Raw genomic sequence first — 15,906 nt, forward strand, 5'->3', positions numbered from 1 at the left:
CACGCGCGCCTCGAGCTCGTTGAGCGCGAACGGCTTGGCCATGTAGTCGTCGGCGCCGAGGTCGAGCCCCTTCACGCGCTCGTCGACGCTGTCGGCGGCCGTCAGGATCAGCACGGGGAGGTTGGAATTGCGGGCGCGCAGGCGCTTGAGCACGTCGAGCCCGGGCATTTTCGGGAGCCCGAGATCGAGGATCAGCAGGTCGAAGGTCTGCATCGACAGCGCGGTATCGGCGTCGACACCGGTCTTCACGTGGTCGACTGCATAGCCCGATTGGCGGAGTGACCGGGTGAGGCCGTCCGCGAGTATGCTGTCGTCTTCCGCGATGAGAATTCGCATGGTGCTGACCGATGGCCGGCAGGGCGTTCACGCCGGCCGGCTGTCTCCGAAGTTATTCGTGTACAACGCAGCCTGCATTGCGGGCTTGCACAAAACACTGTTTTTTTATACAGTGTCTGCATTCGTGGGCGGCGCTTGAAAGTGGGCGCGCCTTTAACAGACGCTGCTCATCATAGCAAAGGACGATTCATGGAAGATAGCAAGAAGGGCTCCGGGATGACCGCCGAGAAGAGCAAGGCGCTGGCCGCCGCGCTTGCCCAGATCGAAAAGCAGTTCGGCAAGGGCTCGATCATGCGCATGGGCGACGGCGAGGCGACCGAGAACATCCAGGTCGTGTCCACGGGCTCGCTCGGTCTCGATATCGCGCTCGGCGTCGGCGGCCTGCCGCGTGGCCGGGTGGTCGAAATCTACGGTCCGGAATCGTCCGGTAAAACCACGCTCACGCTGCAGGTCATCGCCGAACTGCAGAAGATCGGCGGCACCGCAGCGTTCATCGACGCCGAGCACGCGCTCGACGTTCAATATGCAGCGAAGCTCGGCGTGAACGTGCCGGAGCTGCTGATCTCGCAGCCGGACACCGGCGAGCAGGCGCTTGAAATCACCGACGCGCTGGTGCGCTCGGGCTCGATCGACATGATCGTCATCGACTCGGTCGCGGCGCTTGTGCCGAAGGCCGAAATCGAAGGCGAGATGGGCGATTCGCTGCCGGGTCTGCAGGCTCGCCTGATGTCGCAGGCGCTGCGCAAGCTGACCGGCACGATCAAGCGTACGAACTGCCTCGTGATCTTCATCAACCAGATCCGGATGAAGATCGGCGTGATGTTCGGCAACCCGGAAACCACGACGGGCGGCAACGCGCTCAAGTTCTACTCGTCGGTGCGTCTCGACATCCGCCGGATTGGCTCGATCAAGAAGAACGACGAGGTGATCGGCAACGAAACCCGCGTGAAGGTCGTCAAGAACAAGGTGTCGCCGCCGTTCCGCGAAGCGATCTTCGACATCCTGTATGGCGAAGGCATTTCGCGTCAGGGCGAGATCATCGATCTCGGCGTGCAGGCGAAGATCGTCGACAAGGCGGGCGCCTGGTACAGCTACAACGGCGAGAAGATCGGCCAGGGCAAGGACAACGCGCGTGAATTCCTGCGCGAGAATCCGGAAATCGCACGCGAGATCGAGAACCGCATTCGCGAATCGCTTGGCGTGGTCGCCATGCCTGATGGTGCAGGCCAGGACGAAGCCGAGGCGATGGACGAAGAAGAGTGATGGTCGGGCGCCGAGGTCAGGCTGGCGAGCCGGAGGAGAGCGACGCGCCCGAAACGGCGGGTCGCTCCGGCCGGCGAACCGGATCCTCGGGCGCCGATCGGCGGGGCGCGGGCAGCGATGCCGCGAACCGCACCGCGACGAGGGCATCCGACGATGCCCTCGTTTCGTTTGAGATTGCCGCACCGGACAATCCGTTCGACGACGATGAATCGTTCGACGCGCACGACCGCTCCCGCCGTCGTGTTTCCGGTGTCCGCTTCCCGGGCGATCGCGCAGCCGACGCATCGGCGCCGGCCAGGGAAGATGTCTATACCCGCAGCAGTCAGCATCCGCGCCGCACACGTCGCGCATCGGGTGCTTCTTCCAATGCCTCGTCAGGTGACGCTCCGGGCGCTGCCGAGCGCAAGTCATCGAAGCCTCAGCGATCGTTGAAGGGCCGCGCGCTCGGCTATCTGTCCCGCCGTGAATACAGTCGCACCGAACTCGCGCGCAAGCTCGCGCCTTACGTCGGTGAAGACGAATCCGTCGACCCCGTGCTCGATGCGCTGGAACAGGAAGGCTGGCTGTCCGATGCGCGGTTTGCCGAGAGTCTCGTGCATCGTCGCGCGTCGCGTGTGGGCGTCGCGCGCATCGTCAGCGAGCTGAAGCGTCATGCGGTGGGCGACACGCTCGTCGAGGAAGTGAATGCCCAGCTCCGCGAGACCGAATGGACGCGTGCGCAGGCGGTCTGGCGCAAGAAATTCGGTGCACTGCCGCAAACGCCGGCCGAGCGTGCGAAGCAGGCGCGCTTTCTTGCCGCGCGCGGCTTCTCGAGCGCGACCATCGTGAAGTTGCTGAAGGTCGGCGACGATTTCCCGATCGACGACTGACCGCGCCGATCGCGCGCGTGGCGCGCGATTTTGCTGCAATGCAACCGCTTCCGGACAGGCGGGAATACCCGCCGTCGCGTCAAACTGTCTCAAATACCCAATATGCTAAAATCCATGGGTTTTCCTCTTCGGCCTCAACCTCCAGCATGCCGCTATCCGAGCCCGTGCCCCGTCAGTTGCGACATCAACGCGCAATCCGAGCGGAAGCGTACGAGCGCGGCGACGGCTTGTGGGACATCGAAGCCTGCCTGACCGACCACAAGCCGCGCGATGTCGCGCTTGCGTCGGGCATCCGGCCCCAGGGCCTGCCGATCCACGAACTCTGGCTGCGCGTGACTATCGATCGTGACCTCAATGTCGTCGACGCCGAAGCGTCTTCGGAATGGGTTCCCTATCCCGGTCACTGTCAATCCGCCTCTCCCGCCTATCGGGCCCTTATCGGGCTCAATCTCTTCCGCAATTTCCGCCGCAACGCGAACCGGCTGCTCGCCGGCGTCGCAGGCTGCTCCCATCTCACCGAACTGTGCGCCGTGCTGCCGACGGCAGCGATCCAGGCGTTCGCCGGTGATGTGTGGAACGTGCGCGAGGAGGGGGGCGAAGGGCCGGATCATGGCGGCGTGCACGACGAAACGCCTTTCCAGCTCGGCCGCTGCCGGGCGTTGCGGTTCGACGGCGAGGTCGTGCGGCAGTACTACCCGCGCTGGTATGGCGCGAGCCGGCCGGACGTGCCCGGTGAAGGCAGCACGAAGGAATGAACGGAAATCATTCGAAGAAGCGTCTAAAGCGACTTTTCATCCAACTCTCAGACTGAAGGGAATCACGCATGAAGATTCACGAGTACCAGGGTAAGGAAATCCTGCGGAAATTCGGAGTCGCGGTACCGCGCGGCAAGCCGGCGTTCTCGGTGGACGAGGCCGTCAAGGTGGCAGAAGAGCTCGGCGGCCCGGTATGGGTCGTGAAGGCTCAGATTCACGCAGGTGGCCGTGGCAAGGGCGGCGGCGTGAAGGTGGCGAAGTCGATCGAGCAGGTTCGCGAATACGCGAACCAGATCCTCGGCATGCAGCTCGTCACGCACCAGACGGGCCCGGAAGGCCAGAAGGTCAACCGTCTGATGGTCGAAGAAGGCGCCGACATCAAGCAGGAACTGTATGTCAGCCTCGTCGTCGATCGCGTGACGCAAAAGATCGTTCTGATGGGTTCGAGCGAAGGCGGCATGGACATCGAAGAAGTTGCCGAAAAGCACCCGGAACTGATCCACAAGGTCATCGTCGAGCCGTCGACGGGCCTGCTCGACGCGCAAGCGGACGACCTCGCCGCGAAGATCGGCGTGCCGGCTGCTTCGATTCCGCAAGCACGCGCAATCCTGCAAGGCCTGTACAAGGCATTCTGGGAAACCGACGCATCGCTGGCTGAAATCAACCCGCTGAACGTCTCCAGCGACGGCAAGGTCATCGCACTCGACGCGAAGTTCAACTTCGACTCGAACGCGCTGTTCCGCCACCCGGAAATCGTTGCGTACCGCGACCTGGACGAAGAAGATCCGGCTGAAATCGAAGCGTCGAAGTTCGACCTCGCGTACATCTCGCTCGACGGCAACATCGGCTGTCTCGTGAACGGCGCAGGCCTGGCGATGGCGACGATGGACACCATCAAGCTGTTCGGCGGCGAGCCGGCGAACTTCCTGGACGTCGGCGGTGGCGCGACGACCGAGAAGGTCACGGAAGCGTTCAAGCTGATGCTGAAGAACCCGGATCTGAAGGCGATCCTCGTGAACATCTTCGGCGGCATCATGCGCTGCGACGTGATCGCGGAAGGCGTGATCGCCGGTTCGAAGGCCGTGAACCTGAACGTGCCGCTCGTCGTGCGCATGAAGGGCACGAACGAAGACCTCGGCAAGAAGATGCTGGCCGATTCGGGCCTGCCGATCATCTCGGCGGACAGCATGGAAGAAGCTGCCCAGAAGGTCGTCGCGGCTGCCGCAGGCAAGTAAGCGCGCTATTGAACACGCTGGCGGCGCGGTTCGTACGCGACGCCAATCGAACAGAGGTCAAAATACATGTCGATTCTGATCAACAAGGACACGAAGGTCATCACGCAGGGCATTACCGGCAAAACCGGTCAGTTCCATACGCGCGCCTGCCGTGAATACGCAAACGGCCGCGAAGCATTCGTCGCGGGCGTGAACCCGAAGAAGGCCGGCGAAGATTTCGAAGGCATTCCGATCTACGCAAGCGTCAAGGAAGCGAAGGCAGAAACCGGCGCGACCGTGTCGGTCATCTACGTTCCGCCGGCAGGCGCAGCTGCTGCGATCTGGGAAGCGGTCGAAGCCGATCTGGATCTCGCGATCTGTATCACGGAAGGCATCCCCGTCCGCGACATGATCGAAGTGAAGGACCGCATGCGTCGCGAAGGCCGCAAGACGCTGCTGCTCGGGCCGAACTGCCCGGGCACGATCACGCCGGACGAACTGAAGATCGGCATCATGCCGGGTCACATCCACCGCAAGGGCCGCATCGGCGTCGTGTCGCGTTCGGGCACGCTGACGTATGAAGCAGTTGCTCAGCTGACGGCACTCGGCCTCGGCCAGTCGTCGGCAGTCGGTATCGGCGGCGACCCGATCAACGGTCTGAAGCACATCGACGTGATGAAGATGTTCAACGACGATCCGGATACGGACGCAGTCGTGATGATCGGCGAAATCGGCGGTCCGGACGAAGCCAATGCCGCCGAGTGGATCAAGGACAACATGAAGAAGCCGGTCGTCGGCTTCATCGCTGGCGTCACGGCGCCTCCGGGCAAGCGCATGGGCCACGCCGGCGCGCTGATCTCGGGCGGTGCGGATACGGCCGAAGCGAAGCTGGAAATCATGGAAGCGTGCGGCATCACCGTCACGCGCAACCCGTCGGAAATGGGCCGTCTGCTGAAGAAGGCGCTGTAATATTTCCCCTGGGTTCGTCCTGCAGAAAACGCCGGCTTTGCCGGCGTTTTTTGTTATGCTCGCGCAATGAATTCGTAAGCACCGGGCATGCATCGCGCATGTGCCGGCGATGAACCGGGTCGCCCGCGGGCGGCCGCCGTCCTGCCCGTCACGCCATGCTCGAATTCCTGACGTCGCTCCATTGGGGCGCCGTACTCCAGATCGTCATCATCGATATCCTGCTCGGCGGCGACAACGCGGTCGTCATCGCGCTCGCGTGCCGCAACCTGCCCGCGAACCAGCGGCTGCGCGGCGTCATCTGGGGCACCGCGGGTGCGATCCTGCTGCGCGTCGCGCTGATCACGTTCGCGGTCGCGCTGCTCGACGTACCGTTCCTGAAGCTCGGTGGCGGGTTGCTGCTGCTGTGGATCGGCATCAAGTTGATGGCGCCGGCCGGCGACGCGCACGACGACATCAAGCCGGCCAGCCGGCTGTGGGACGCCGTGAAGACGATCGTGATCGCCGATGCGGTGATGAGCCTCGACAACGTGATCGCGATCGCGGGCGCGGCCGAACAGGCCGACCCGTCGCACCGGATCGCGCTCGTGATCTTCGGGCTCGTCGTCAGCGTGCCGATCATCGTGTGGGGCAGCACGCTGGTGCTGAAGCTGCTCGACCGTTTCCCGATCGCCGTGGCGTTCGGCGCCGGGTTGCTCGGCTGGATCGCGGGCGGGCTGATCGTGAATGACCCGGTCGGCGACCGCTGGCCGGTGCTCGATACGCCGGAGGTCCTCTATGGCGCGAGCATCGCGGGCGCGCTGTTCGTCGTGGCGATCGGTTACACGCTCAGGAAGCGTCGCGACGCGCCGCACGCACACTGACATTGGCCGTCCGGCCGACTGCCGGATTCACGGCCCGCTGGCTACGATCGAGACGCCTGCCTTTACCGGCAGGCGTTTTTCGTTTCCGGAGCCTGCCATGTTCGAAGCCTTTTCCGTTTCCCTGTTCCGTCGCGTGGCCGCCGATCTGCGGCGCGCGAACCGGCCGTCGCCGCGCTGGCGGCCGGCCGGCTTCACGCTGATCGAACTGATGATCGTGCTGGCGATCGTCGGCGTGATCGCGGCCTACGCGATTCCCGCATACCAGGACTACCTTGCGCGCTCGCGCGTCGGCGAGGGGCTCGCGCTTGCGTCGTCCGCGCGACTCGCCGTTGCCGACAACGCCGCAAGCGGCGCGAGTCTCGACGGCGGCTACAGCCCGCCGGCCGCGACCCGCAACGTCGAATCCGTAGCAATTGACGGCGAGACCGGCCAGATCACGGTCGCATTCACCACGCGCGTCGCCGCGGCGGGTACCAATACGCTGGTACTCGTGCCGTCCGCGCCCGACAAGGCCGATGCGCCCACCGCACGCGTGCCGCTCAAAAAGGGCGCGATGCAGGCCGGGGCAATCGCGTGGGAGTGCTTTGCCGGCGGCAAGAATGCGTCGTCGCTGCCGGCACCGGGAGCAGGGCCATTGCCGGGTGACGCTGCGACGCTGCCGGCGAAATATGCACCGGCGGAGTGCCGCGCGTAGTGCCGGTGGCGGAGCAGGGCGGCGCGGGCGGCATGCGCCCGCCCGCCGCTTTAGCCGGCCGTGACGGCCGCTCCGCGTCGGGTCGCGGCGCGAAGGCCCCGCACAGAGGGGGGAAAGTTTTGTATAGTGCGCCGGTTGCTGACATCCGGTTCGCTCATGCCTTCTACTTTTTCCCGTTCGTTGCCGCTCGTTGCGCTGGCTGTCGCCCTGATCGTGCCGTACGCGATCACGAATCACACGTATCCGATCCCGACCTTCTACTCCGAGTTTTCCGCGCTGGTGCTGTATCTGCTGGTGGGGGTGTCCGTCGTGCTGCTCGCGCGCACGGGCCGCCCGGCCGAGCCGTTTGCCGCGCCGGCCGCGTTCGTCGCACCGCTCGGGTTCGCCGTGGTGCTCATTGCGCAGGTCGCGCTGATCGCGCTCAAGGTGCCGTCGATGAACTGGCTGGCGGTCGGCTATCTCGCGGCCGCGCTGGTTGCGATGCAGGCCGGCTATACGCTCGCGCGCGACGGGCTGGCCGAGGCCGTGTCGCGGATGATGGCCGGCGCGCTGCTCATCGGCGGCGTGTTCGCGGTCGGAACGCAGATCGTGCAGTTGTTCCACCTCGAGTCGGCACTGTCGCCGTTCGTCGTGATGTACAACGTTGCGGCCGATCGCCGTCCGTACGGCAACATGGCGCAGGCGAACCATCTGGCCAGCTACATCGCGTTCGCGCTCGCGGGCGCGCTGTATCTCGTGCAGACGCGCCGGCTCGCGGTATGGGCGTGGCTCGCGCTGTCGATCGTGCTGTCGGTCGGTCTTGCGCTGACGGTGTCGCGCGGGCCGTGGCTGCAGGTCGCGGTAATGGTCGTCGCGGGCTTCTGGATGGCGTGGCTCGAATCCCGCCGTGCGCCGGGCAATGCGCGCGCGTGGGCGATCCCGGTCGTGCTGGCGGTGGCGTTCATCGCGGTGAACGTCGCGGTGCGCTGGGCGAACGTCCACTACCACCTCGGGCTCGCGGAATCCGCGGCTGACCGGATGCGTGACGCGGGGCAGATCGCGCCGCGCCTCGCGCTGTGGAAGTACGGGCTCGCGATGTTCCGCGAACATCCGCTGCTCGGCGTCGGCTGGGGCGAGTTCCCGTCGCACCAGTTCGCGCTCGTGCGCTCGCTTGGCGGCGTCGAGATCGCGAACAACTCTCATGACATCTTCATCGACCTGCTCGCGAAGTCCGGCCTCGTCGGCCTCGGCGTGCTCGTCGTCGCGCTCGTGACATGGTTCGTGCGTGCGGTGCGCGCGCCGCAGTCGAGCATGCGCGTGTTCGGCTTCGCGCTGATCGGCATCCTGCTGATGCACGCGCTGGTCGAGTATCCGCAGCAGTACATGTTCTTCCTGTTGCCGGCAATGTTCGTGATCGGGCTGCTCGAGGTGAAGCCGCTGCGCATCCTGCCGGGGCGTGCGGCATTCGGGCTGTTCGCGGTGCTGTCGGTCGGCGGCGTGCTGGCGGCGGTGCCGGTGCTGCGCGACTACCAGCGCGCGGAAGTGCTGTATTACGGCAGCGATCCGGCCGCGCAGTACCGCGATGCGCCGTCGCTGCTGTTCGGCGCGTGGGGCGAATACGGTGCGGCCACGCTGCTCCCGATTTCGGCGGACGACCTGCCGGCCAAGCTCGCTGCCCATGAGCGCGCGATCGCGCTGCTGCCCGGCGAGACGGTGCTGCGTCGCTATGCGGCGCTGCAGGCGCTGGCCGGCCGCGAGGCCGACGCGCTCGACACCGTCGCGCGCCTGCACGTGTTTGCGAAGGAGTTGAAGGACTGGCCGCAGCAACTGGCGGCGCTGTACAAGCTGTGCGACCAGCAGCCGGCGCTGAAGCCGTTCAAGGCGGCAGTCGTCGCGAAATACGGCGAAGTTCCGGCCGATGCGGCCGACGACGAGGACGACGACGATTCGGATTGATGTGCGCAGCGCCTGCCGGAACGGGGAATTCCGGCATGTGCCGCTCCGTGACGAAGCAGTGGTGCGCGTTGGGCGTTAGAGCCCGGCGCGAGTCGTGCGAACCCGGCCGCGTATCGATTACCTCGCGAATTGGGTGGATTCCGGCTAAGGGCGCGGCGATTCGCGTCAACCATTGTCAAATCGCCGCCGCTCGCCGGGCCGCGCGTGCACAATGCGCGAAAGCGCTCGTGTGACAGCCCGTGTGGGGTGGGGCACGGAGCGAACACAGGCAGTACCCCGGCCACCGGGGAAGTCCGCCACGCAGGATCGCGGCCGAGCATCGATCGGCCGTGCGGCCGTAACGGGGCGCCGGTCCGATGGCCGCGGCGCAGTGGGATGCATGCGATGCGGCCGGGCGACGTTTCCCGGTGCGCGGCGCGTGCGTCCGGAACAGTGCTGAAGAACGATATTCGACCATGGCCATTCGCTCGACCTACCTGATCCTGCCCGCCATCGCGATGCTGTTTTCCGGCTGCGCGATGCTGTCGTCGTCGCAGGAAAGCAAGCTGACCTGCCACATTCCGCGCGCCGTCTATCCGGATACCGCGAAGCCGCTCACGCGCCCGGCGACCGTGCTCGTGCGCGCGCTGATGACGACGTCCGGCGAAGCGCAGAACGTCACCGTGACGACGAGCAGCCGCAATGCGGCGGCCGATCGCGCGGCCGTCGACGCGATGACGCACGCGACCTGCGTGCAGACGGGCGCGACCGCGAACCCGTTCCTGCTGACCCAACCGTTCGTGTTCGAGCCGCAGCGCGGCCAGTGAGGCGAGGGCGGCGTGGCCGGCCGTGTGCGTGCGGCCAAGGCCATCGTGCGCGAGACAGGTCGCTGCGGTTCGCGATCATGACGATCGCGCAGCCGCGGTGAGGGCCGGCCGCCGAGACGGCCGGCGCGCGATCAGAAGGTCCGTTTCTTCAGCGTATAGGCGTGCAGCCAGTACAGCGTGTTGGTCTGCGCGTCGAAGTAGCCGCCCTGTGCGGTCTTGTCTGACGTTTTATTCCACGACTTGCCGGCATCGGTGCTGCTGAACGTCAGGTCGATCGGTGCGCCGCCGCCGGTACCGCCACTTCCGGAGTTCGGATCGGTTGCATAGACGAGCAGGAGGCCGTTTCGACCGATGCTCATGCTGTCGAGCGTGAGCTTCTCGTCGAAGGTGTGCAGTTGCTGCACGGACTCGGGATGGTCGTTCGTCCACGTGGAAATGGCGCCCGTCCGGCGGCCGTTGTCGCGACCCTCGCCGTTTTGAGGCTCGTCGAGATGCGACAGCGTGTACAGCGAATAACGTGATCCCGATTCCGGCGTAGTGTCGAGCGCAGTGATGACCTGGCCCGGCAGTACGGTATCCGTCACGAATGCGTGCTGCCCCCAGTCGAGCCGGTCGACTACGCTGTGAGCCGGTGCTTCGGCAGTCTGTGCGACATGGTAGGCGATTCGCAGAACACCGTCCGGGCCGAGGCTGATTGCATTGAAATCCTGGCGCGTCTCGCTGCCGACGCGTGCATCGGCCGGCACATCGATCGCCTGCCACGTGTTTCCGCCGTCCGAAGTCCGCCATATGCGCGGCCCCCAGCCGGCCGCGTAGCCGCGCTGCGGATCGAGAAAGAGCAGGCGGCCGATGTTCTGGCTGGCAGGCCATTGAAGTTGCGACCAGGTCAGGCCGCCATTGGTCGATTTCCACAGCCGGGTGGTTTGCGGCGCGTCGCCGCCTTGTGCCTCGGGAGCCTTGTAGTTCATCCATGACGTACTGATGAACTGAACGGTCCAGTCGGGCGAGTACCACCAGGCGGCATCCTGGCCGACCTGCTGGAATTCGCGCTTCATCCCGCCGTCGATGGTGCCGCGGAAGAAGCTGATCGTCATGCGGTTCAGCAACTCGCCGGTGTCGTTCATCCACGCTTCGGTCGGCTCGGGCCGCTGCGGCTCGTTCGATTCGGCCTGGGGCTTGAACGTCACTTCGGGATTGGCGAGCTTGACACTCATCACCTCATTGCCCTTGATGCGGAAGTTGCCGCCACCATATGGCGCGTCGTTCCGCATGAAGCTTGTCGAAATCGTCTCCCAGCCCGTCGTCATATTTACGTACCCATATGTTGCAATGGCCAGGGCAACGAGGCCACCGGCGATCCATTTCCAGCGCTTGTGTTTTCGCATGTCACTTTTTCAGCAAACGTTCGAGCGCGCGGTTGACTTCATCGGCCGCATCCGTCCCCCACTCGCGTGCCTTGTCGGCGGCGTCCGAGCCCCACTCGCGCGCCTTGTCGACCGCATCCTGGCTCCATTCGCGCGCTTTTGCCTTGGCGACGGGAATGCCTGCGTCGATTGCCTGTTGGCGCGTGCGCGCGTCGCCCCATTCCTCGATGTTCGGCCGCCTGCCGATCTTGACGAGATCCGAGACCGGCAGGCCGGCCAGCCCTCCGTCCAGATATGCCAATGGGTGAGTGACGAAGGCGAAGGTCTTGAACGTTTCTCCGTCCTTGTCCAGCTCCAGTTCGTATCGCGTCACCTGCATCGAGAGCTTGCCGTTTCCCGGTTTCGCGCTTTTGATTGCGATCTGGTTTCCCTGCATGTTCTGGTACAGCCCGATCTCGATGTATTTCTGAAGCCACCACCGCGCGTTATCCAGCCATTTCTTTCCCTTTGCCGTGAGGGTGGGGTAGAGATTGGTGCCGTAATCCGAGCAATAGTAGTAGCCGTAGCTCACATAGTAAGCAGGCGGCTTATGCCCGCACCCGATATGACGCATCATGAAATTGCCGTGGCGGGACCAGTCCGAATCGATGCTTTTCGGCTTGAGCAGGTCCTCCCGCCGGTGCAGCAGATCATGGACGACTTTCTTGTCTTTCCACGGATCCCATGACGTGGCAAATTTCTTGACGGTCTCCCATGCGCTCGACATGCTGACCTTCTCGACCGTTTCCCAGTACTCGCCGTGAAGCGGCAGGTAGTAGAACGGGCAAGTGCCAATGATGGAATCGGCGGCCGGCGTGACATGCTTGTCGCAGATGCTGATCTGCACCTTCGGCCGATCCTTGTACCCGGTCGGCGTCAGCATCCCCGCGCCGGTACCCAGCACGTTGTCCTTCTGTTGCACGTCAGCCATTCGATTTCCCTAGAAACTTGACGACGACGTCATGCGGCACGTGGCTCTGCGTGAGCCCTGTCTCGCCTGCCGCGTTGGTGACGCCTTCCGAGATCAGCGTGCCGTTCGAGAACATCTGGTAGCGCGTGTTCGCGACCGGAATGTCGGTGCCGCCCCAGTGCGCGATGAACGCCTGGTCGTAGTTGCCGGTCGAGTTCGGCAGCGTCGGCATGGTTTGCGACAGGTGCGTGGGGCCGCTGAACGCATGCTGCGCGCCCTTGATGTCGATCTTGCCGGGCGCATGCACCTCGATGTTGCCGTTCGCGATGCGGATATACGCGCCGCCGGACGTCAGCAGGATTTCCTTCGCCGCGGCGCCTTCGACCGACTCGGTGACCGCCAGCAGCTTCAGCGCCTTCTGCGCGGTCAACTCGATGCTGTCCGCGTGCGCCTGGATCTCCACCTTGCCCTTGCCGGCGAACAGCTTCATGCCCGCGTTCTGCGCGAACAGGCTGATCCGGTCGAGGACGCTCGCGATCAGCGACTTCCCGGCCGCGACGTGCGTGCTCTGTCCGCTGACGAGGTTGACGTGCTGGTCCGCGGCGAAGTGCACCGATTGCTGCGTCGCCAGCGTGATGCCGGCCGGGCTGCCGAACAGCATCACGGGTTCCTTGAACGCATTGGCGCTGCCGGTTCCGCCGCCGCCGGTTCGCCCGCCCGACGCGCTGCCGCTCACGCTGTTCTGCGTCGCATCGGTGAACTGCTTCAGCGCGGCGTGGCCGGGGTCGAGCGACTCGCCCTGATGCTGCGCGCTGACCCCCGACATCGCTTCCATCAGGCCTTCCGCCGTGACGAGCTGCTGTTGCGTCTCCTTGACGTCGAGCGGCTGGCTCGCCGGTTGTTTCGGATGCGTGGTGACGTACAGGCCGCGATTCGCGCGAACCGCGCCGAAGGCGTCGGAGCGCAGGTCGAACCCGCTGCCGAGGTAGCTGCCGCGGTTGTTGCCCGTGTGGTCGATCAGGTAGCCGAGGTGCAGGTGCGTGTTGGCCTGGCTGCTGTACAGGTGCACGCGGTTCTGCGCGGTCGCGTCGTCGAGCACCAGCTGGTTGTAACCGACGCCCGCGTATTCCTTCGATCGGTATCCGGACAGGATGCCGTTGCTGTGCCATTGCGGGCTGGTCGCACCGTTGTACAGCTTCCCGACGACGATCGGACGGTCGCAGTCGCCGCCGAGGAAATCGACCAGCACTTCCTCGCCGCTGCGATGGGGGTGCACGGCGCCATAGCCGCTGCCCGAATCCGATGCGGCGGCGCGCAACCAGCACGAGGCCTTCTCGTCGCCGTCGTTGAGGCGATCCCAGTGGAAGCGGACCTTGATTCGATTGAGTTCGTCGGTGTGGACTTCCTCGCCTTGCGGTGCGACGACGATCGCCGACTGCAGATGCATCGGCGGCTTCGGGTGTTCGAACGGGCTGCGGAACGGCACCGTGGTGCGCTGCGCTTCGATGCTGACCTGGAAAACGCCCGCGCTGCCGTCCGGATGCCGGACATGCGGCAGGTCGGCGCCGCCAGCCTGCACGAGGTCGTCGATTTCGGCCTGCAGGCTGTGCGGGAATCCGGCCTGCCGATCGGCGACGGGCAGGTTGTTGGCGATCAGCCATGCCGTTTCGATCACGGCGAAGCGGCGCTGGCCGGCATCGTCCTTGTCGTGTTCGGGGTGATCCGCGAGCTCGAACGTGCGTCCCGCGTCCATGCGCCGGACGCCGCCGATACCGTGGAAGCGCTTCGCGTGCGACTCCTGTTCCTCCATCCAGATCTTCGACAGATGGTCGCCGCGAGACTGTTCGGGGTACGTGTAGGCCCCGGTGTATTCGTAGACTTCGAGTTGCTGCGGCAGGTCGCCCTGGTTCGCGATCGTCGGCAGGTGAGTCGCCTTCGGATTCGATGCGGTGGGCGGCTGCTTGTAGTCGAACGTGCGCGTCGTGCGCGCGACGCTGCGCAGCGTGCGTGTGCCGGAGAACTGGACGAGCGTGTCGGCTTCGTCGCGTGCGCCGGCGTGATGAAAGCGCAGGGTCTGCGGCGCCAGCGCGGGCAGCGCATCGATCCGGTCGACGATGACGAGCTTGTGCGACTTGCCGTCCTGCGCCTGCTCCCAGAAACCGTACAGGCCTTCCGATTCCATCAGGCGGTGCACGAAATGCCAGTCGTCCTCGTATTGCATGCAGAACGAACGGGACGGCAGCGGCTGGTAGAGCCTGAAATCGAAGCAGCCTTTGGCCTGCTGATGCTGGTTCAGGACGTCGGCGATGATCTCGTCGGCGGACTTGTCCTGCCAGATGCGCTGGTCGCGGCGGAACTTCAGGAAGTGCAGGAACGAGGCGAAGACGATCTGGTAGTGCGTGAGGCCGCTGTCCGACCCGAGCCGGCGAGCAGCGTGCACGTACCCGTGGTGCGGCGCGTACGACTTGTCGGCCTGCTGGATGCGCAGCGTCACCGGCTGCGCGATCAGCTTCTTGAGTTCGATGTCATCGGACACCGACACGGCGTCGACCGTGAACTCGAAATGCCGTCCGAGCCGGGATCGCCCCTTGACGCGATGGGGCAGCAGGACGTCAGGGCCGAGCGGCGTCTCCAGTTTGACGAGTCGTTCGTCCTGAACCGGCCCGGCCAGCAGTGCGCTTCTCAATGCTTGCGAATTCATTACCCGTGCTCGCTTTTTTTGTGCTGGGTCGCACGCTCTCTCGTGCGGAATTCCGTAATTGTATGAGATAAGCGACGGATGTCTCGAATTTGCCCTTCAACGGCATTTCAAATCTGGTCAGATCGTCGGCCTGACGGGCAAGGCGCACACGTCATCCGGCCGGGCAATGGCTGGCCGTCAGCGGTTCCGGCCGGGTCGACCGCCGCAGGGCCACTCAGCCCGCCGGCTCCTCCGCCTTCCAGTCCCCAGACTTCCCGCCGCGCTTCTCGCGCACGCTCACGTCGGTGATCACCATCCCGCGATCGACGGCCTTGCACATGTCGTAGACGGTCAGCAGCCCGACCTGCACGGCGGTCAGCGCTTCCATCTCGACGCCGGTGCGGCCGAACGTCTCGACCTGTACGACGCAGTGGACGCCGGGCAGCGCGTCGTCGAGTTCGAACTCGACGGCCACGCGCGTCAGCGCGAGCGGGTGGCACAGCGGGATGAGGTCGGCCGTGCGCTTGGCGCCCTGGATGGCTGCGATGCGCGCGACGCCGAGCACGTCGCCTTTCTTGGCCTTGCCGTCGCGGATCAGCGCGAACGTAGCCGGCAGCATCCTGATCGTGCCGCGCGCGATCGCAATGCGTTGGGTTTCCTGCTTGCCGCCGACGTCGACCATGTGCGCATGGCCGGCGGCGTCGAAATGGGTGAGTCCTGACATGTCGTGCTCCAGTGGAACGGCGTGCTCGCGCGAGCACGTCGCTCGGTCCTGCTTCGCGATCGGGCAGGGCGCCGTATGCCATCCCCGCACCCCGATCCGATCCAACGTTTCAACGGGCGCCTATCATAGCAGTGGCATTCGCGGCGCCGAGTACGCAGATGGCGCGCTTGCCGCACGGGACAGTCGCGATGTCGCCGGTACAATGACCCGAATATTCAGACCAAACGCCGCGATGCGCGCCCGGCGCGCGGGACGGCGTCGTTTTCATCCTGCCATGCGTGTCAAACAGTTGCTTGCCGTGTCGCTGTCGGTGGCGCTCGCATTGCCGCCGAGCGGCCATGCGCAGAGCGCGTCCGCGCCGCCGCTCGAATCGGCGGCCGGCGGCGCGCGGTCGATTTCCACGGTGCCGTCCGGCATCGCGGCCGGCGTTCTCGGCAGATCGGAAGAGCGGCCTGTATGGAAAGGGGTTATAGTCCGGTGTATGACAA

16 protein-coding genes are annotated in these 15,906 nt (G+C 65.2%); 11 read left to right on the top strand and 5 right to left on the bottom strand.

Annotated features, from left to right (window positions below):
- Window positions 1-336: response regulator (locus G3N99_RS19825; protein ID WP_206123249.1), on the bottom strand; the 336-nt coding region annotated here is incomplete at its 3' end.
- Here G3N99_RS19825 and G3N99_RS19830 point away from each other — a divergent pair.
- The 10 genes from G3N99_RS19830 (at window position 335) to G3N99_RS19875 (ending at window position 9,701) form a co-directional block, all read left to right on the top strand.
- Window positions 335-475, top strand: a complete 141-nt coding sequence (locus G3N99_RS19830; protein ID WP_174940342.1) for a hypothetical protein — start codon at window positions 335-337, stop codon at window positions 473-475. The two genes, G3N99_RS19825 and G3N99_RS19830, sit on opposite strands and share 2 nt — an antisense overlap.
- A 50-nt stretch (window positions 476-525) precedes the next feature.
- The gene (recA, locus tag G3N99_RS19835; protein ID WP_041492942.1) at window positions 526-1,599 is read left to right on the top strand and encodes a recombinase RecA; all 1,074 of its coding nucleotides are present in this window, start codon (window positions 526-528) and stop codon (window positions 1,597-1,599) included.
- Complete coding sequence (gene recX / locus G3N99_RS19840; RefSeq protein ID WP_206123250.1) at window positions 1,599-2,468, top strand: recombination regulator RecX; 870 nt, start codon at window positions 1,599-1,601, stop codon at window positions 2,466-2,468. The genes recA and recX overlap by 1 nt, the downstream gene beginning before the upstream one ends.
- Before the next feature lie 146 nt (window positions 2,469-2,614).
- Complete coding sequence (locus tag G3N99_RS19845) at window positions 2,615-3,223, top strand: DUF2889 domain-containing protein (protein ID WP_206123251.1); 609 nt, start codon at window positions 2,615-2,617, stop codon at window positions 3,221-3,223.
- 68 nt (window positions 3,224-3,291) lie between these two features.
- The gene (sucC, locus tag G3N99_RS19850) at window positions 3,292-4,458 is read left to right on the top strand and encodes an ADP-forming succinate--CoA ligase subunit beta (protein WP_011353083.1); all 1,167 of its coding nucleotides are present in this window, start codon (window positions 3,292-3,294) and stop codon (window positions 4,456-4,458) included.
- 66 nt (window positions 4,459-4,524) lie between these two features.
- Window positions 4,525-5,406 (top strand): succinate--CoA ligase subunit alpha, encoded by an 882-nt coding sequence (gene sucD, locus G3N99_RS19855; RefSeq protein WP_006477916.1) that lies wholly within the window; start codon window positions 4,525-4,527, stop codon window positions 5,404-5,406.
- 155 nt (window positions 5,407-5,561) lie between these two features.
- Entirely contained in the window at window positions 5,562-6,266 is a 705-nt protein-coding gene (locus G3N99_RS19860; RefSeq protein WP_174940346.1) for a TerC family protein, read from the top strand.
- 97 nt (window positions 6,267-6,363) lie between these two features.
- Complete coding sequence (locus G3N99_RS19865; protein ID WP_174940347.1) at window positions 6,364-6,960, top strand: pilin; 597 nt, start codon at window positions 6,364-6,366, stop codon at window positions 6,958-6,960.
- A 156-nt stretch (window positions 6,961-7,116) separates the two neighbouring features.
- Window positions 7,117-8,895 carry a Wzy polymerase domain-containing protein gene (locus tag G3N99_RS19870; protein WP_174942516.1) on the top strand — a complete coding sequence of 593 codons (1,779 nt, stop codon included), beginning with the start codon at window positions 7,117-7,119 and terminating at the stop codon, window positions 8,893-8,895.
- Between the two features lie 455 nt (window positions 8,896-9,350).
- On the top strand, window positions 9,351-9,701 hold the full coding sequence (locus G3N99_RS19875; RefSeq protein ID WP_206123252.1) for a TonB family protein: 351 nt from the start codon (window positions 9,351-9,353) through the stop codon (window positions 9,699-9,701).
- 131 nt (window positions 9,702-9,832) lie between these two features.
- Here G3N99_RS19875 and G3N99_RS19880 read toward each other — a convergent pair whose 3' ends face one another.
- The 4 genes from G3N99_RS19880 to moaC all read right to left on the bottom strand — a co-directional run bounded on the left by G3N99_RS19880 (window position 9,833) and on the right by moaC (window position 15,418).
- Window positions 9,833-11,008, bottom strand: a complete 1,176-nt coding sequence (locus tag G3N99_RS19880) for a glycosyl hydrolase (protein ID WP_206123253.1) — start codon at window positions 11,006-11,008, stop codon at window positions 9,833-9,835.
- A gap of 79 nt (window positions 11,009-11,087) precedes the next feature.
- Window positions 11,088-12,035, bottom strand: coding sequence for a hypothetical protein (locus tag G3N99_RS19885; protein ID WP_206123254.1), 948 nt, complete (start codon window positions 12,033-12,035; stop codon window positions 11,088-11,090).
- Window positions 12,028-14,715, bottom strand: a complete 2,688-nt coding sequence (locus G3N99_RS19890) for a type VI secretion system Vgr family protein (protein WP_206123255.1) — start codon at window positions 14,713-14,715, stop codon at window positions 12,028-12,030. Before G3N99_RS19890 ends, G3N99_RS19885 begins: the two co-directional genes overlap by 8 nt.
- A gap of 214 nt (window positions 14,716-14,929) precedes the next feature.
- Window positions 14,930-15,418, bottom strand: a complete 489-nt coding sequence (gene moaC / locus G3N99_RS19895; protein WP_089456855.1) for a cyclic pyranopterin monophosphate synthase MoaC — start codon at window positions 15,416-15,418, stop codon at window positions 14,930-14,932.
- A gap of 274 nt (window positions 15,419-15,692) precedes the next feature.
- Here moaC and G3N99_RS19900 point away from each other — a divergent pair.
- A partial coding sequence (locus G3N99_RS19900; RefSeq protein ID WP_206123256.1) for a hypothetical protein occupies window positions 15,693-15,906 on the top strand: 214 nt, incomplete at its 3' end.

It is taken from the genome of Burkholderia sp. Ac-20392 (genome assembly GCF_017104585.1).
In the GTDB taxonomy this organism is placed as follows: Bacteria; Pseudomonadota; Gammaproteobacteria; order Burkholderiales; family Burkholderiaceae; genus Burkholderia; species Burkholderia lata.